General features: G+C 71.9%; 15 protein-coding genes and 1 riboswitch. Of the genes, 8 read left to right on the top strand and 7 right to left on the bottom strand.

The window, feature by feature from the left end; genetic code table 11:
• Positions 1-108: 108 nt before the first annotated feature.
• The 6 genes from frr to ACFYZR_RS09780 all read left to right on the top strand — a co-directional run bounded on the left by frr (position 109) and on the right by ACFYZR_RS09780 (position 7079).
• The gene (gene frr, locus ACFYZR_RS09805; RefSeq protein WP_229349127.1) at positions 109-666 is read left to right on the top strand and encodes a ribosome recycling factor; all 558 of its coding nucleotides are present in this window, start codon (positions 109-111) and stop codon (positions 664-666) included.
• Positions 666-1778: a phosphatidate cytidylyltransferase gene (locus ACFYZR_RS09800; RefSeq protein ID WP_391907543.1), complete on the top strand. Its 1113-nt coding sequence runs from the start codon at positions 666-668 to the stop codon at positions 1776-1778. The genes frr and ACFYZR_RS09800 overlap by 1 nt, the downstream gene beginning before the upstream one ends.
• A gap of 226 nt (positions 1779-2004) precedes the next feature.
• Complete coding sequence (gene rlmN / locus ACFYZR_RS09795) at positions 2005-3111, top strand: 23S rRNA (adenine(2503)-C(2))-methyltransferase RlmN (RefSeq protein WP_229349131.1); 1107 nt, start codon at positions 2005-2007, stop codon at positions 3109-3111.
• 62 nt (positions 3112-3173) lie between these two features.
• A riboswitch (TPP riboswitch) is annotated at positions 3174-3279 on the top strand.
• Positions 3275-4366, top strand: a complete 1092-nt coding sequence (locus ACFYZR_RS09790) for a thiamine ABC transporter substrate binding subunit (protein WP_391907537.1) — start codon at positions 3275-3277, stop codon at positions 4364-4366. It overlaps the preceding riboswitch by 5 nt.
• Before the next feature lie 83 nt (positions 4367-4449).
• Complete coding sequence (locus tag ACFYZR_RS09785; RefSeq protein ID WP_391908527.1) at positions 4450-6063, top strand: ABC transporter permease; 1614 nt, start codon at positions 4450-4452, stop codon at positions 6061-6063.
• Complete coding sequence (locus tag ACFYZR_RS09780; protein WP_391907534.1) at positions 6063-7079, top strand: ABC transporter ATP-binding protein; 1017 nt, start codon at positions 6063-6065, stop codon at positions 7077-7079. The genes ACFYZR_RS09785 and ACFYZR_RS09780 overlap by 1 nt, the downstream gene beginning before the upstream one ends.
• 106 nt (positions 7080-7185) lie before the next feature.
• Here the strand turns inward: ACFYZR_RS09780 and ACFYZR_RS09775 are convergent, their stop codons facing one another.
• The 5 genes from ACFYZR_RS09775 to ACFYZR_RS09755 form a co-directional block, all read right to left on the bottom strand.
• A complete protein-coding gene (locus ACFYZR_RS09775; protein WP_391907531.1) occupies positions 7186-8118 on the bottom strand; it encodes a hypothetical protein in 933 nt (310 codons plus the stop codon).
• A gap of 101 nt (positions 8119-8219) precedes the next feature.
• Positions 8220-9431, bottom strand: coding sequence for a hypothetical protein (locus ACFYZR_RS09770; protein ID WP_391907528.1), 1212 nt, complete (start codon positions 9429-9431; stop codon positions 8220-8222).
• Positions 9413-10150: an ABC transporter ATP-binding protein gene (locus ACFYZR_RS09765; RefSeq protein ID WP_391907525.1), complete on the bottom strand. Its 738-nt coding sequence runs from the start codon at positions 10148-10150 to the stop codon at positions 9413-9415. Before ACFYZR_RS09765 ends, ACFYZR_RS09770 begins: the two co-directional genes overlap by 19 nt.
• A 284-nt stretch (positions 10151-10434) precedes the next feature.
• Positions 10435-11814, bottom strand: coding sequence for an aspartate aminotransferase family protein (locus ACFYZR_RS09760; RefSeq protein WP_391907524.1), 1380 nt, complete (start codon positions 11812-11814; stop codon positions 10435-10437).
• Positions 11799-12302 carry an Lrp/AsnC family transcriptional regulator gene (locus tag ACFYZR_RS09755; protein ID WP_311614053.1) on the bottom strand — a complete coding sequence of 168 codons (504 nt, stop codon included), beginning with the start codon at positions 12300-12302 and terminating at the stop codon, positions 11799-11801. The genes ACFYZR_RS09760 and ACFYZR_RS09755 overlap by 16 nt, the downstream gene beginning before the upstream one ends.
• Positions 12303-12468: 166 nt before the next feature.
• Here ACFYZR_RS09755 and ACFYZR_RS09750 point away from each other — a divergent pair, with 166 nt between their 5' ends.
• Together ACFYZR_RS09750 and ACFYZR_RS09745 are read left to right on the top strand one after the other, a co-directional pair.
• Positions 12469-13920, top strand: coding sequence for a gamma-aminobutyraldehyde dehydrogenase (locus ACFYZR_RS09750; RefSeq protein WP_391907521.1), 1452 nt, complete (start codon positions 12469-12471; stop codon positions 13918-13920).
• Between the two features lie 131 nt (positions 13921-14051).
• The gene (locus ACFYZR_RS09745; protein ID WP_391908524.1) at positions 14052-15215 is read left to right on the top strand and encodes a spermidine/putrescine ABC transporter substrate-binding protein; all 1164 of its coding nucleotides are present in this window, start codon (positions 14052-14054) and stop codon (positions 15213-15215) included.
• A 4-nt stretch (positions 15216-15219) separates the two neighbouring features.
• On the opposite strand, the gene ACFYZR_RS09740 is transcribed toward ACFYZR_RS09745, so the two are convergent.
• Positions 15220-15942 (bottom strand): glycerophosphodiester phosphodiesterase, encoded by a 723-nt coding sequence (locus tag ACFYZR_RS09740; protein WP_391907518.1) that lies wholly within the window; start codon positions 15940-15942, stop codon positions 15220-15222.
• A gap of 90 nt (positions 15943-16032) precedes the next feature.
• Positions 16033-17055 (bottom strand): adenosine deaminase, encoded by a 1023-nt coding sequence (locus ACFYZR_RS09735; protein WP_391907515.1) that lies wholly within the window; start codon positions 17053-17055, stop codon positions 16033-16035.
• Between the last annotated feature and the right edge of the window lie 109 nt (positions 17056-17164).

The raw sequence follows: 17164 nt of genomic DNA, 5'->3' as shown, positions 1-17164 counted from the left end.
GGAAGACCTCGGCACGGGGATGGACAACTGCCTGCCGGTCGGACACCGTGCAGGAGAAGACGCGCGCAGGGGCGAGGCTCTGCTTACTGATAACACCAGGAGCAAGTGGTGATCGAAGAGATCCTCCTCGAGGCCGAGGAGAAGATGGAGAAGGCCGTTGTGGTCGCCAAGGAGGACTTCGCGGCGATCCGCACCGGGCGTGCGCACCCGGCGATGTTCAACAAGATCGTGGCCGACTACTACGGCGCGCTGACGCCCATCAATCAGCTGGCGTCGTTCTCGGTGCCCGAGCCGCGCATGGCCGTGGTGACCCCGTTCGACAAGAGCGCGCTGCGCAACATCGAGCAGGCCATCCGCGACTCGGACCTGGGCGTCAACCCGAGCAATGACGGCAACATCATCCGGGTGAACTTCCCCGAGCTCACCGAGCAGCGGCGCCGTGAGTTCGTCAAGGTCGCCAAGACCAAGGCCGAGGACGCCAAGGTCTCGATCCGCTCCATCCGCCGCAAGGCCAAGGACGCCCTCGACAAGCTCGTCAAGGACAAGGAGTCCGGCGAGGACGAGGTCCGCCGCGCGGAGAAGGAGCTCGACGACACCACCGCGAAGTATGTCGCGCAGGTGGACGAGCTGCTCAAGCACAAGGAATCCGAGCTGCTCGAGGTCTGATGAACGACGCATCCTGGGGAGCCCCGCCGCGCGCCGGCCACTGGGGGTCCACCGGCCAAGGGACCTCCCCCGGCTACGGCCGGGAGGTGCCCCCATCGGCGGGTCCTCTGCACGTCGCGGGCGACGCGGCGCAGACTCGGCCCATGCCCATTGTGCCCGGAGCAGGCGGATACCAGGACGACGGAGCCGACCGTGACCAGGGGGCCGCCCACATCGGTGGCCCCCTGTTCCGCGATGAACAGGAGCCCGACATCCGGCCGCAGGAGCCCGCCGCCCCACAGGGACCCCCGGCGAAGAAGAGCGCGGGGCGTGATCTGCGTGCCGCGATAGGGGTGGGGGTCGGCCTCGGTGCGGTGATCCTCGCCTCCCTGTTCGTCTACAAGCCCGTCTTCCTCGGCGTGATCGTGATCGCCGTGGTGGTCGGGCTGTGGGAGCTGACCTCCCGGCTCGCCGAGCGGAAGAACATCAAGGCCCCCTTGGTGCCGCTGGCCATCGGCGGTGCCGCGATGATCGTCGCCGGCTATGTCAACGGCGCCGAGGGCGCGTGGGTGGCCATGGCCTTCACCGCGCTCGCCGTGCTCGTCTGGCGGATGACGGAGGCGCCGGACGACTACCTCAAGGACGTCACGGCCGGCATCTTCGCGGCGTTCTACGTGCCCTTCCTCGCCACGTTCGTGGCGCTGATGCTGGCCGCGGAGGACGGCGCCTGGCGGGTGCTGACGTTCCTGATCCTGACGGTCGTCAGCGACACCGGGGCGTACGCGGTGGGCTGGCGGTTCGGCCGGCACAAGCTCGCGCCGCGCATCAGCCCCGGCAAGACCCGCGAGGGCCTGATGGGCGCGGTGCTGTTCGCGATGGTGGCGGGCGCGCTGTGCATGCAGCTGCTGATCGACGACGGGGCGTGGTGGCAGGGCCTGCTGCTGGGCCTCGCGGTGGCGGTCAGCGCCACGCTCGGCGACCTCGGTGAATCCATGATCAAGCGGGATCTGGGGATCAAGGACATGGGTGCCCTGCTCCCCGGCCACGGCGGGATCATGGACCGGCTGGACTCGCTGCTGCCGACGGCACCGGTGGTCTGGTTGCTGATGGTGGCGTTCGTGGGGAGCGGCTGAGGCCACGGCGCCACGCGGCGGTAGCCGCACATCGGACGCAGCATGGACCGGCTGGACTCGCTGCTGCCGACCGCGCCGGTGGTCTGGCTGCTGATGGTGGCGTTCGTCGGCTCCTGATGTCCGAACGCCTCTGACCTGGGGTTTTCGGTAGGTGTTCGATACGTGAGGGGTCCGTCGTCCACAGGACGGCGGGCCCCCTCCGTATGTCTGCGACACTGGTGGGACCATGCCTGCACCCGGAGAACTCACTTTCGTCGCCCCCCGCGGAGCCAAGCTGCCCCCGCGGCACCTCGCCGACCTCAGCCCCGCCGAGCGCCGCGAGGCCGTCGCCGCGATCGGCGAGAAGCCGTTCCGCGCCAAGCAGCTGTCCCAGCACTACTTCGCCCGCTACGCCCACGACCCGGCGCAGTGGACGGACATCCCGGCGGCGGCCCGCGAGAAGCTCGCCGGTGAGCTGCTGCCGGACCTGATGAGCGTGGTGCGGCACATCTCGTGCGACGACGACACCACCCGCAAGACCCTCTGGCGGCTGCACGACGGCAAGCTCGTCGAGTCCGTCCTGATGCGCTACCCGGACCGGGTCACCATGTGCATCAGCTCCCAGGCGGGCTGCGGTATGAACTGCCCGTTCTGCGCCACCGGCCAGGCCGGGCTGGACCGCAATCTGTCCACCGCCGAGATCGTCCACCAGATCGTCGACGGCATGCGCGCCCTGCGCGACGGCGAGGTGCCCGGCGGCCCGGCACGGCTGTCCAACATCGTCTTCATGGGCATGGGCGAGCCGCTGGCCAACTACAAGCGCGTCGTCGGCGCCATCCGCCGGCTGACCGACCCGGAGCCGGACGGCCTGGGCCTGTCCCAGCGCGGGATCACCGTCTCCACGGTCGGCCTGGTCCCGGCCATGCACCGGTTCGCCGACGAGGGCTTCAAGTGCCGTCTCGCGGTCTCGCTGCACGCGCCCGACGACGAGCTGCGCGACACCCTGGTGCCGGTCAACACCCGCTGGAAGGTCCGTGAGGTCCTCGACGCCGCCTGGGAGTACGCGGAGAAGTCCGGCCGCCGGATCTCCATCGAGTACGCCCTGATCCGCGACATCAACGACCAGGCCTGGCGTGGCGACCTGCTCGGCCGGCTCCTCAAGGGCAAGCGGGTGCACGTCAACCTGATCCCGCTCAACCCCACCCCCGGGTCCAAGTGGACGGCGTCCCGTCCGGAGGACGAGCGGGCCTTCGTCGAGGCCATCGCCGCCCACGGCGTGCCCGTGACCGTACGGGACACCCGCGGCCAGGAGATCGACGGCGCCTGCGGCCAGCTGGCCGCCACCGAGCGCTGAGCCGTATCGGTGCCGGCCGGGGAGACCGGTCGGCACTGATACGGTGCCTTTCGTACAAATGAACAATCCGACAGGGGAGCGCCCAGGGCGCTGAGAGTGCGGCACGGCCCGCAGACCCTCGGACCTGATCCGGTTAGTACCGGCGTAGGGAGTCAGCACCACCATGAACACCAGTCTTCGGCGTGCCGTCGTGGCGACGGCCGTCGCCGCCCTCGGCCTTCCCGCGCTCGCCGCCTGCGGCGGCTCCGGCGACAAGGGCGGTGAGGCGTCGGGCGGCAAGACCGTCACCCTCGTCTCGCACGACTCGTTCGTCGCCTCGGACTCCGTGCTCCAGGAATTCACCAAGCAGACCGGCTACAAGGTCAAGGTCGTCAAGGGCGGCGACGCCGGCCGGGCCGTCAACCAGGCGATCCTCTCCAAGAGCCACCCGCAGGGCGACGTCTTCTTCGGCGTCGACAACACCCTGCTCTCCCGGGCCCTCGACAACGGCCTGTTCACCGCCTACGAGGCCAAGGGCCTGGCCGGGGTCCCCAAGGAGTTCCAGGCCGACGCCGACGGGCACCGCGTCACGCCCGTCGACACCGGCGAGATCTGCGTCAACTACGACCGTGCGTACTTCGCCGACCACAAGATGGACCCGCCGAAGACGCTCGACGACCTGATCAAGCCGGAGTACAAGAACCTCCTCGTCACCGAGAACGCCGCCACCTCCTCGCCCGGCCTCGCCTTCCAGCTCGCGACCGCCGCCAAGTACGGCGACAACGGCTGGAAGGACTACTGGACCAAGCTGAAGGCCAATGGCGTCGAGGTCGTCGACGGCTGGGAGCAGGCCTACAACGAGCGCTTCTCCGGCTCCGCCGGCGGCAGGAAGGCCAAGGGCGACAAGCCCCTCGTCGTCTCCTACGCCTCCAGCCCGCCCGCCGAGGTCGCCGGCGCGAACCCGCTGCCCAAGGAGGGCCCGACCGGCGTCGCGACCGGCACCTGCTTCCGGCAGACCGAGTTCGCCGGCCTGCTCAAGGGCGCGAAGAACACCGAGGGCGGCAAGGCCCTGATCGACTTCATGCTGAGCCGGACGTTCCAGGAGGACATGCCCCTCCAGATGTACGTCAAGCCGGTCGTCAAGGACGCCAAGCTGCCCGAGATCTTCACCCGGTACGGAGCGCAGGTCCCCGACCCGCAGACCCTTGCCCCGGAGAAGATCGCCAAGAATCGCGACCAGTGGGTCAAGGAATGGTCCTCGCTCGTCCTGAAGTAACCGAACCAACCGGAGCGACCGCGGCCGAGGCGGCGGAGGGGCGGGCCACCGGCGTCCGCCGGACGGCGACGCGGCTCGGCCTGATGGCCGTGCCGCTCGCCTTCTTCGGCGTCTTCTTCGCCTACCCCGTCGCCTCGATCGTCACCCGCGGCCTCACGGACGGCGGCCGGTGGCAGCTCGCCCGCGTGGGCGAGGTGCTCACCGACCCGGGCATCCGCGACGTCCTGTGGTTCACGCTCTGGCAGGCGGCCGCCTCCACCGCCCTCACCCTCCTGCTGGCCCTGCCCGGCGCCTACGTCTTCGCGCGCCTGGACTTCCCCGGCAAACGGCTGCTCCGGGCCGTCGTCACGATCCCGTTCGTGCTGCCGACCGTCGTCGCCGGCTCGGCGTTCCTGGCGCTCGTGGGCCGCGGCGGGCTGCTGGACGAGCTGTGGGGCGTCCGCCTGGACACCACGGTCTGGGCGATCCTCCTCGCCCACGTCTTCTTCAACTACGCCGTGGTCGTGCGGACCGTCGGCGGGCTGTGGGCCCAGCTCGACCCCCGCCAGGAGGAGGCGGCACGCGTCCTCGGCGCCGGCCGCCTCGCCGCCTGGCGCCGGGTGACCCTGCCCGCGCTCGGCCCCGCCGTGGCCGCCGCCGCCCTCATGGTCTTCCTCTTCACCTTCACCTCCTTCGGCGTCGTCCAGATCCTGGGCGGACCCCGCTACGCCACGCTGGAGGTGGAGATCTACCAGCGGACCGCGCAGCTCCTCGACCTGCCCACGGCCGCCGTCCTCACCCTGCTGCAGTTCGTGGTCGTGGCCGCGCTGCTGGCCGTGCACGCCCGGACCGTACGGCGCCGCGAGGCGACGCTGCGGCTGGTGGACGCCTCCCGCACCGCCCACCGCCCGCGCGGCGCCGGCCAGTGGGCGCTGCTCATCTCCGTCCTCGCCGTCATCGCGCTGCTGGTGCTGCTGCCGCTGGGGGTGCTCGTCCTGCGCTCCTTCGAGGGCCCCGACGGCTACGGCCTCGCCTCCTACCGGGCGCTCACCTCGGCGGGCGCGGGCGGCGGCACCTTCACCGTCGCCGCGCTCGACACCATCGGCAACTCGCTCACCTACGCGCTCGCCGCCACCGCCATCGCGGTCGTCGTCGGCGGCCTCGCGGCCGCGGCCCTCACCCGGCGCGAGGGCAGGCTCGTCCGTGGGTTCGACGCGCTGCTGATGCTGCCGCTGGGCACCTCCGCCGTCACCGTCGGCTTCGGCTTCCTGATCGCCCTGGACGAGCCGCCGCTGGACCTGCGCACCTCGTGGATCCTGGTGCCGCTGGCCCAGGCGCTGGTGGGCGTGCCCTTCGTCGTCCGCACCGTGCTGCCCGTGCTGCGCGCGGTCGACACCCGGCTGCGGGAGGCGGCGGCGGTGCTCGGCGCGTCCCCGCTGCGGGCCTGGCGGGAGGTGGACCTGCCGCTGGTGGGCCGGGCCCTGGGCATCGCGGCGGGCTTCGCGTTCGCGGTGTCGCTGGGCGAGTTCGGCGCCACCGTCTTCATCGCCCGCCCCGACAACCCCACCCTGCCGGTGGCCGTGGCCCGGCTGCTGGGCCGCCCCGGCGAGCTGAACTACGGGCAGGCGATGGCCCTCAGCACGATCCTCATGCTGGTGTGCGCCGCGGCGCTGCTGGTGCTGGAGCGTGTGCGCACCGACCGTACGGGAGAGTTCTGATGCTTCGCCTCGAAGGCGTGACCGTCCGCTTCGGCGAGCGCGCGGTGCTGGACGCGGTGGACCTCGACGTCGCCGACCACGAGACCGTGTGCGTGCTCGGCCCCAGCGGCAGCGGCAAGTCGACGCTGCTGCGCGTGGTGGCCGGCCTCCAGCCGGCCGCCGCCGGGCGGGTGCTGCTCGGCGGGCGCGACCAGAGCGGGGTGCCCCCGCACCGGCGCGGGGTGGGCCTGATGTTCCAGGACCACCAGCTCTTCCCCCAGCGGGACGTCGTCGGGAACGTGGCCTTCGGGCTGCGCGTACGGGGGGCCGGGCGGGCCGAGTCCGAGCGGCGGGTGGCCGAGCTGCTCGACCTGGTGGGGCTGCCGGGCGCGCAGAAGCGGGCCGTGGGGGCGCTGTCGGGCGGTGAGCAACAGCGGGTCGCGCTGGCGCGGGCGCTGGCGCCCCAGCCCCGGCTGCTGATGCTCGACGAGCCGCTGGGGCAGCTCGACCGGGGCCTGCGCGAGCGGCTCGTGGTGGAGCTGCGCGGGCTGTTCGGGCGGCTGGGGACGACGGTGCTGGCCGTCACCCACGACCAGGGCGAGGCGTTCGCGCTCGCCGACCGGGTGGTGGTGATGCGCGACGGGCGGATCGCACAGGCGGGTACGCCGCTGGAGGTGTGGCGGCGGCCGGCGTCCGAGTTCGTGGCGCGTTTTCTGGGTTTTGACAACGTCGTTCCGGCGACGGTCACGGGTGAGCGGGCGGAGACGGTGTGGGGCGTGCTTCCCGTGCCGGAGGGGACGGAGCCGGGGGAGTGCGCGGTGCTGGTGCGGCCGGCGGGGGTGCGGCTCGTGGGGGCGGCGGACGGGTTGCCGTGCGAGGTGGTCGCCCGGACGTTCCGGGGGGACCACGTCGTGGTGCGGCTCCGGCCTGCCGACGGTCCGGAGCTCGAGGCGACATGCCCGCTCGGTGGGGCGCCGGGGGTGGGCGACCGGGTGGGTGCCGCCTTCGTGGTGGACGAGGTCGTTGTTCTCCCCTGACCCGCCCTTTCACCGTTTCCCGGGGCTCCGCCCCCGGACCCCCGGTCCTCAAACGCCGGACGGGCTGGATAAATCCAGCCCGTCCGGCGTTTGAGGACACCGCGCGTCAGCGCGGAACGGGAGCCGGCTCCGGCGCCGGCTTCTCCGTCTCCGGAAGCCCAGCCGCATGGCTGTCCGGTTCGCCGAACCACGCCACCGCCACCGCGCCCGCCACGGCCAGGAGGAAGCCGAGGATGGCCATCCACGCGAATCCCTCGCGGGACGTGTCGCCCAGCCACAGGACGCCGATGATGCCCGGCAGGACCGTCTCACCGACGACGAGGGCCGCCGTGGCGCCGTTGACGGAGCCGATCTGGAGGGCGACGGTGTGGAGGTACATGCCGACGGAGCCGGAGATGAGGATGGCGTAGAGGGCCGGGTCGGCGAGGAGGGTGGGCAGGTCGAAGGGGTCGATGCCGTCGAGGATGCGGACGCCCACGCCGATCGCGCCGAAGCCGAGGCCGGAGAGCAGGCCGGCGAGGATCGCGGCCCGGGAGCCGAGGAAGTGGACGGCGATCCAGCCGCCGCCCATCAGGACGACGGAGATGGCGAGCAGCCACCAGTGGGTGGAGCGCGCGGCGTCGCCGCTGCCCTCGTGGCCGGCGGCGGTCGCCAGCAGCACCAGGGCGGAGCAGACCACGCCGATCGACATCCACTCCCTGCGGTTGAGCTTGATGCCGAGCAGCTTGATGCTCAGCAGCGCGGTGACGATCAGGTTGGCGCTGATGACGGTCTGGGAGAGGAACAGCGGCAGCATCCGGGCGGCGAGGGCGCCAAGGGCGAAGCCTATGAAGTCCAGGACCGTGCCGACCATGAACTCCCAGGTCACCGCGGCCTTCGCGGTGGAGGACAGGCTGGGCCCGCCGTGCTGGGTGGTGGCCGTGGAGGACGCCGTCGCGGCCTCCTGCCGGGCCGATTTCCGGGACCCCACGGCCTGAAGGACCGATCCTGTGCCGTAACACGCAGAGGCCGCGACAGCCGTGACAAGGCCGATGATCACCAGTAGCTCCGTTCGCCTGAAAGCCGTCGTGCTCAGGAAGCAGACGTACTTCTGAGCAGACGTGAATTTCGGCGCCGGAGTTGCCTTCGGTCAAGAACTGGTCAAGACCGGGTGAGCGGCAGTGCCGTCAGTTCGGCGATGACCCAGGTGAGCGGGGCGAGGACGATCAGCAGGACGCCCGTGCGGACGGCCGCCGCACCGCGCAGCAGGGAGGCGGGGATGCCCAGCCGCAGCAGCGCCGCGGTGGTCTCGGCGCGGGAGTGCCGGGTGTCGATGGCGGCGGTGACGGCGGTGGCCGTCACACAGGCCATCACCACGGCCGCGCCCAGCCCCGTGAGCGGCCCGAACGGGCGGGGGCCCGACCGCTCCCAGGCCGCGCCGTACAGTTCGACGGCCGCGAGCGTGCCCGCGGCCACCGCGCACAGCACCCCGAGGGGCCGTCCGAGCCGGTTCGCCGTGTCCTGGAGTATCCGGCCGGCGAGCAGCCGCATCGGGCCGGGCCGCCCGGCCGAGAGCAGGGTGCCGCTCCAGTGGGTGAGGCCGGGGCCGGCCAGCACCAGGCCGAGGGAGGCGAGCAGCCAGCCGCCCATCAGCCCGGGGGAGGTGCCGCCGTCCTGGCCCGGCAGGGCCAGCAGGCTGTCCGGCGCGGGGGCCGGGGCGTGTCCCACGTACGCCTCCAGGGCGAGGCCGCAGGCGATGGTCGCCACGCCCCAGGGGAGGCCCGCGTGGCCTCGGCGGTCGTCCTTGGCGGGGGCGGGCGCCGAGGCCGTGGAGGCGGCTGTGGACGCGCCTGCGGCGCGCTCCTTGCGCGGGCGCAGTGCGATGGCGCACGCGCCCGCCGCCAGCGCGGGGAGCAGCCCGAGCAGGGTGAGCGTCGCGGCCCAGGGCAGGGCGGCGTCCCCGTCGAGCAGTCCGGAGGCCGTGCCGCTCAGGGGGGTGCCGCCGAGGTCGCCGCGCAGTTCGAGGTAGACCAGCAGGGCGGCGGCGCTGCCGAGGCCGCAGGACAGGGCCGTCGAGGTGGCGGCGAGGAGGGAGAGGCGGACGGGGCCGAAGCCGATGGCGTCGAGTCCGTCGCGGGGTCGGGTCGCCGGGTCGCTGCGGGCCACGGTGACGGCGAACTGGGTGACGGCGGCCACGGGCACCGCGCACCACAGCAGCCGCACCAGCGACTGTTCCGTGGCGTTGGGGTGGGCCACCGCGTAGCCCAGGGAGCACAGCAGCAGGAAGCCGGCGCCGGAGGAGGCGACGGCGACCAGCAGCCGCCGCAGGAGGACGAGCGGGTGGGCGCCGCGCGCTAGGCGGAGACTGAGCACGCGGCCCTGCCCTCCCCGTCGGTCGCCTCGGGTGCCGGGATCGCGCCGCCCCGGCGGCCGTCGACGAGGGCGACGGTGCGGTCGGCGAGGGCCGCGCTCTCGTCGTCGAGGGTGGCCAGGACGACGGTGATCTGGTGGGAGCGGGCGGCCGTGGTGAGCGTGCGCAGCACCTGGGCGCGGTCGGCGGCGTGCAGCGGGGCGGTCGGCTCGTCGGCGAAGACCACGGTGGGTTCGGCGGCCAGGGCCCGGGCGATGGCGACGCGCTGGCGCTGGGCCTGGGTGAGCGCCTGGGGGCGTTTGCGGGCGCAGTCGCCCACGTCGAGGCGTTCGAGCCACTCGGTGGCGGTCTGCTTGGCCGTGCGGTGGCCGGTGCCGCGCACCAGCAGCGGCAGGGCGGCGTTCTCCCAGCCCGTCAGCTCGGGGACCAGGTGCGGTTCGCTGTCGATCCAGCCGAAGCGGTCGCGGCGCAGTCGCTCGCGGGCGGAGCGGGAGAGGGTGTGCACGGGGGCGCTGTTGAACCACACCTCGCCGGGGTCGGCCAGGAGTTGGCCGGACAGGCATTTGAGGAGGGTGGTCTTGCCGCAGCCGCGTGGTCCGGTCACGGCGAGGATCTCGCCCTCCCGGACCCCGATGGACACCCCGGCGAGGGCGGGGGAACCGCTGTAGGAGTAGTGCAGGCCGCGTGCCCAGAGCACGTCGTTGTCCGGCGGGGCCACCATATCGAGCACCTCGGGTCGCTGAGAGGGTTCGTTCCCCTGTCCGGGTGAACGAACCGGAGGCCATTGGGTCACTGGCACCGTACGGAACCGGGATCCTAGCCTCCGTCCAGGCTCGGCGCTTTAGTGCCTCACTTTCCTCCCATCGGGCTCATACGACGAGGTTTGCGCGGCGGTATCACGGTTAACGCGCGGGAGGCGCGCCGTCGGCCACGCGCGCGTGCCGCGGCCCACGGCGGCGCGGGAGGGGTGCGCCGGCGTGGGCCGTGACGGGGGGCGGGATTCGGTCAGATCTTCGTCCAGGCCTCCGTGAGGACGCCGCGCAGGATCTGCTCGATCTCGTCGAACGTCGACTGGCCGGAGATCAGCGGCGGGGCCAGCTGGACGACCGGGTCACCGCGGTCGTCGGCCCGGCAGTACAGGCCGTTCTCGAAGAGCTTCTTGGACACGAAGCCGTACAGCAGGCGCTCGCACTCCTCGCCGCTGAAGGTCTCCTTGGTGGCTTTGTCCTTCACCAGCTCGATGCCGTAGAAGAAGCCGTTGCCGCGGACGTCGCCGACGATCGGCAGGTCGTGGAGCTTGGAGAGGGTCGCGTGGAAGGCGGCCTCGTGGCCCAGCACGTGCTGGTTGAGGCCCTCGCGCTCGAAGATGTCGAGGTTGGCCAGTGCCACGGCCGCGGAGACCGGGTGGCCGCCGAAGGTGTAGCCGTGGAGGAAGGTGTGGGAGCCCTTGAAGAAGGGCTCCGCGATCCGGTCGGAGACGATCGCCGCGCCGATGGGGGAGTAGCCCGACGTCATGCCCTTGGCACAGGTGATGATGTCCGGCACGTAGCCGAACTTCTCGCAGCCGAACATGGTGCCCAGCCGGCCGAAGGAGCAGATGACCTCGTCGGAGACCAGCAGCACGTCGTACCGGTCGCAGATCTCGCGGACCCGCCGGAAGTAGCCGGGCGGGGGCGGGAAGCAGCCGCCCGCGTTCTGCACGGGCTCCAGGAAGACGGCGGCCACGGTGTCCGCGCCCTCGAACAGGATCTGCTGCTCGATCTGGTCGGCGGCCCAGCGGCCGAAGGCCTCCGGGTCGTCGCCGTGGACGGGCGCCCGGTAGATGTTGGTGTTGGGCACCTTGTGCGCGCCGGGCACCAGGGGCTCGAAGGGCGCCTTCAGGGCGGGCAGCCCGGTGATGGCCAGGGCGCCCTGCGGGGTGCCGTGGTAGGCGACGTTCCGGGATATCACCTTGTACTTGGTGGGGTTGCCGGTGAGCTTGTGGTACTGCTTCGCCAGCTTCCAGGCGGTCTCCACGGCCTCGCCGCCGCCGGTGGTGAAGAAGACCTTGTTCAGGTCCCCGGGGGCGTAGTGCGCCAGTCGCTCCGCCAGCTCGACGGCCTTGGGGTGGGCGTAGCTCCACACCGGGAAGTAGGCCAGCTCCTGCGCCTGCTTGCTCGCCGCCTCGGCGAGCTCGGCGCGGCCGTGGCCCGCCTGGACCGTGAACAGGCCGGCGAGACCGTCGAGGTAGCGCTTGCCCTTGTCGTCGTAGATGTAGGTGCCCTCGCCGCGCACGATGGTGGGCACGGGGGCGTTCTCGTACGACGACATGCGGGTGAAGTGCATCCACAGGTGGTCGTACGCCGTCCTGCTGAGGTCCTTGCTCACGGCTATCGGGTTCCCCATGTGTAGGTCTGCTTGCGGAGCTTGAGGTAGACGAAGCTCTCCGTGGAGCGGACCCCGGGCAGGGTCCGGACCCGCTTGTTGATCGTTTCGAGGAGATGGTCGTCGTCCTCGCAGACGATCTCGATGAGGAGATCGAAGGAGCCCGCGGTCACGACCACGTACTCCACTTCGTCCATCGCGGTCAGGGCGTCCGCGACCGGGTCGAGGTCCCCCTCGACATTGATGCCGATCATGGCCTGGCGCCGCAGCCCCACGGTGAGCGGGTCGGTGACGGCGACGATCTGCATCACGCCCTGGTCGAGCAGCTTCTGCACACGCTGGCGGACCGCCGCCTCGGACAGTCCCACCGCCTTGCCGATCGCCGCGTAGGGGCGGCGCCCGTCCTCCTGGAGCTGCTCGATGATCGCCAGGGAGACGGCGTCGACCGGCTGTGCGCTGGTCAGGTTCTTCGCTTCGGGGTTACGAGTGGCCACATCCCCACTGTGCATGAGGACTCGGTGGTGTGACAACCCCTGGGCGATGAAATCCGTTGCCGAATGGTGGTGGAAACACTGATTCCGTTGTTCATGCCTGATGGGTCTGCCGAAAGCGTCACCTCAGTGACTAGGCTGGGCGTCTCACCGATCGGACATCCGACAGAAGGGGTGGCACATCGTGACCACCGAGCTGCGCCGCCTGCGCAACTACATCGCCGGCGAGTTCCGCGACGCCGCCGACGGGCGGACCACCGAGGTCATCAATCCGGCCACGGGAGAGGCGTACGCCACCGCCCCGCTGTCCGGCGCAGCCGACGTGGACGCCGCCATGGCCGCCGCCGAGGCCGCCTTCCCCGCCTGGCGCGACCTGGTGCCCGGGGAGCGCCAGAAGGTCCTGCTCAAGATCGCCGACGCCTTCGAGGCGCGCGCCGAGGAACTGATCGCCGCCGAGTCGGAGAACACGGGCAAGCCGCTCGGGCTCACCCGCAGCGAAGAGCTCCCCCCGATGGTCGACCAGATCCGGTTCTTCGCGGGCGCCGCCCGGCTGCTGGAGGGCCGCTCCGCCGGTGAGTACATGGAGGGGATGACCTCCATCGTCCGCCGGGAGCCCGTCGGCGTCTGCGCGCAGGTCGCGCCGTGGAACTACCCGATGATGATGGCCGTGTGGAAGTTCGCCCCGGCGCTCGCCGCGGGCAACACCGTCGTCCTCAAGCCCTCCGACACCACCCCCGCCTCCACCGTCCTCCTCGCCGAGATCATCGGCGGGGTCCTGGAGGAGCTGGGCCACCCCAAGGGCGTCTTCAACGTCATCTGCGGCGACCGCGAGACCGGCCGGCTGATGGTCGAGCACAAGGTGCCCGCCATGGCCTCCATCACCGGCTCCGTCCGCGCGGGCATGCAGGTCGCCGAGTCCGCCTCCCGCGACCTCAAGCGCGTCCACCTGGAGCTCGGCGGCAAGGCCCCCGTCGTGGTCTTCGAGGACGCCGACATCGCCAAGGCCGTCGAGGAGATCGCCGTCGCCGGCTACTTCAACGCCGGCCAGGACTGTACGGCCGCCACCCGCGTGCTCGTCCACGAGTCCGTCCACGACGAGTTCGTCACCGCCCTCGCCAAGGCCGCCGCCGACACCAAGACCGGGCAGCCCGACGACGAGGACGTCCTCTACGGCCCGCTCAACAACGCCAACCAGCTCAAGCAGGTGACCGGCTTCATCGAGCGGCTCCCCGCCCACGCCAAGGTCGAGGCCGGCGGCCACCGGGTCGGCGAGAAGGGCTACTTCTACGCCCCGACCGTCGTCTCCGGCCTCAAGCAGGACGACGAGATCGTCCAGCACGAGGTCTTCGGCCCCGTGATCACCGTCCAGTCCTTCACGGACGAGGAGCAGGCCGTCGCCTACGCCAACGGCGTCGAGTACGCCCTGGCCTCCTCGGTGTGGACCAAGGACCACGGCCGGGCGATGCGGATGTCCAAGGCCCTCGACTTCGGCTGCGTGTGGATCAACACCCACATCCCGCTGGTCGCCGAGATGCCCCACGGCGGCTTCAAGAAGTCCGGCTACGGCAAGGACCTCTCCGCCTACGGCTTCGAGGACTACACCCGCATCAAGCACGTCATGACGTCGCTGGGCTGAGCCCGGCCCGCGGGAGCGGGGTCGCGCACACGCGTACGTTCCGTACGCGTGTGCGCGTATCATCGACGCCCGGCCGACCGGCCCCCCACCCGCCCCGCACGTCCTTTGAATGCGAGACGCCCGTGAAGCCCCTGTCCCGCCGTACCCTGCTGCGCGCGCTGGGCGCCGGCGCCGGGGCCGCAGCACTCGCCGGATGCGGGGTCCCCGCCGCGTACGTCGCCCCGCGCGACCGGTCCGCCCAGGACCGCTCCGAGCGCGACCACCGGCTCGCCTTCGCCAACTGGCCGCTCTACATCGACACCGACGAGAAGCACCCGGAGCGGCGGCCCACCCTCGACGCCTTCGAGAAGAGCACCGGCATCTCGGTGAAGTACACCGAGGAGATCAACGACAACGACGAGTTCTTCGGCAAGATCAGCCCCGCTCTGATGAACCACCAGAGCACCGGCCGGGACATCATCGTCGTCAGCGACTGGATGGCCTCCCGCTACGTCCGCCTGGGCTGGGTCCAGACGATGGACCGGGCGGCCCAGCCCCACGTCGCCCGTGAGCTCGACCCGCTGCTGCGCAAGCCGTCCTTCGACCCCGGCCGGCTCCACACCGTCCCCTGGCAGTCCGGGATCACCGGCATCGCCTACAACCGCAAGAAGCTCGGCCGCGAGATCCGCCACACCTCCGACCTGTGGGCCGACGACCTGCGCGGCAAGGTCACCCTGCTCGCCGGCATGGACGAGGCGTTCGCGCTGCTGATGCTGGGCAACGGCGCCGACGTCACCCGCTGGACCGCCGACGACTTCCACCGGATGACGGACCAGCTGCGCACCCTGGTCCGCAAGCGCCACATCCGCCGCTTCACCGGCAACGACTACATCAAGGACCTCTCCTCCGGCGACGTCCTGGCCTGCCAGGCCTACTCCGGCGACATCATCCAGCTCCAGGCCGACAACCCCGACATCGAGTTCGTCGTCCCGCAGGAGGGCGCCGAGCTGTGGGCCGAGAGCCTGATGATCCCCAACCTCGCCGCCCACAAGCGCAACGCGGAACGGCTCATCGACTACTACTACCAGCCGGAGGTCGCGGCCAAGCTGGCCGTGGCGGTCAACTACGTCTGCCCGGTGCCGGCCGCGCGCGAGGTCCTCGCCTCCTCCAAGGAGAAGGAACTCGCCCAGCTCGCCGAGAACCCGCTGGTCTTCCCCACCGAGGACATGCGCGGGCGGCTCTCGACCGCCCGCGACATGACGCCCAAGGAGCGCCCCGCCTTCACCAAGGAGTGGAACGAGATCGTCGGGCTCTGAGCCCTCAGCCGCGGCCCGGCAGCAGCGAGCGCAGGGTGCCCACGCGGTTGGTGGTGATCGAGTCCACGCCCGCGCGCAGCAGCCGGCGCATGGTCCACCGGGTGTCGGCGGTCCAGGCCGAGACGAGGAAGCCCGCCGCGTGGTCGCGGGCGACGAGCTCCTCGCTCACCAGCCCGAAGCGGTAGTTGAGCCAGTGCGGGCGCACCTCGGCGAGCAGCGCCGGGCGCGGCGGGGCGAGCGTGGTCCACGTCAGCGCGATCTCGGCGTCCGGGTCGGCCCGCCGGACGGCGAGCATGGCGGCGGGGGAGCCGCAGTAGTAGACCCGGTCCCCGGCGCCGGCGGACCGGACCTCGGCGACGGCCGCGCCCGCCGCCGACGGGTCCGGCAGGTCGACGAACAGCCGCGCCCCGTGGTCCTCCGCCGTGGCGTCCAGCGTCTCGGCCAGCGTCGGCACCCCGCCCCCGGTCAGCCCCCGCAGCTCGGCCGCCGACACCGCGGCGAGGGCCCGCTCGTGGCCCCACAGCCGCCCCAGCGTCGCGTCGTGCAGCAGGACGGGCACCCCGTCGGCGGTCAGCCGGACGTCGATCTCCACCGCGGCCGCGCCCGCCCCCAGCGCGGAGCGGATCGAGGGCAGGGTGTTCTCGCGGTGGACGTACGGGTCGCCGCGGTGGGCGACGGCGACGCAGGCGGCCGGGGTGCGCGGGGCGGCGGAGTCCGTGGAGACCATGGGCCTCATTGTGACGGGCGCGCGGGGCGTCCGGCACGGCGGCCGGGGGCGGGCGCGGCGCCCGCCCGGAACCCCGGCCCCACGCCCGCGTCAGCCCCGCCAGGCGGCGGTGTACGCCTCGATCTCGGCGGTCAGCGCGGCCTTGCCCGCCTGGTCCATGAACGACGCCTCCACGGCGTTCTTGGCGAGCGCGGCGACGCCCCGGGCGTCCAGGTCCAGCAGCCGGGCCGCGACCGCGTACTCGGTGTTGAGGTCCGTGCCGAACATGGGTGGGTCGTCGCTGTTGACGGTCACCAGCACACCGGCGGCGACCATCTCCTTGATGGGGTGCCGCTCCAGGTCGGTCACCGCGCGGGTGGCCAGGTTGGAGGTGGGGCAGACCTCCAGCGGGATACGGCGCTCGGCGAGGTGGGCCAGCAGCCTCGGGTCCTGCGGGGCGCTGGTGCCGTGGCCGATGCGCTCGGCGCGCAGCTCGGTGAGCGCGTCCCAGACGGTCTGCGGCCCGGTGGTCTCGCCGGCGTGCGGCACGCTGTGGAGGCCGGCGGCGATCGCCCGGTCGAAGTAGGGCTTGAACTGCGGCCGGGGCACACCGATCTCGGGCCCGCCGAGCCCGAAGGAGACCAGGCCGTCGGCCCCCAGGTCGCAGGCGATCCGGGCCGTCTCCTCGGCCGCCTCCAGGCCCGCCTCGCCGGGGATGTCGAAGCACCAGCGCAGCACCACGCCCAGCTCCGACTCCGCGGCCTTGCGGGCGTCCTCGATGGCCTCCAGGAAGGCGACGTCGGGGATGCCGCGCTTGGTGGAGCTGTAGGGGGTGACGGTCAGTTCGGCGTAGCGGATGTTCTGCCGGGCCATGTCACGGGCGACCTCGAAGGTCAGCAGCCGGACGTCCTCGGCGTCGCGGATCAGGTCGACGACGGAGAGGTAGACCTGGATGAAGTGCGCGAAGTCGCGGAAGGTGAAGAAGTCGGCGAGCGCCTCGGGGTCCGTGGGCACGGGGGAGTCGGGGTGCCGGGCCGCCAGCTCGGCGACGATGCGAGGGGAGGCCGATCCCACGTGGTGCACGTGCAACTCCGCTTTGGGGAGCCCTGCGATGAACGAGTCGAGTGCGGACATGGGGGCCTCCAGGGCTGCTCGGGTCGTTCGGTCCGTCCGGGTCAACGGCGTGCCGATCATCGTATGCACGGATGCCGCCGCGGCTGTGCTCAGGCCTTAGCATGACGGG

This window comes from Streptomyces sp. NPDC001678 (assembly GCF_042892945.1).
In the GTDB taxonomy this organism is placed as follows: Bacteria; Actinomycetota; Actinomycetes; order Streptomycetales; family Streptomycetaceae; genus Streptomyces.
This window is presented reverse-complemented; position numbering and strand designations above follow the sequence as displayed.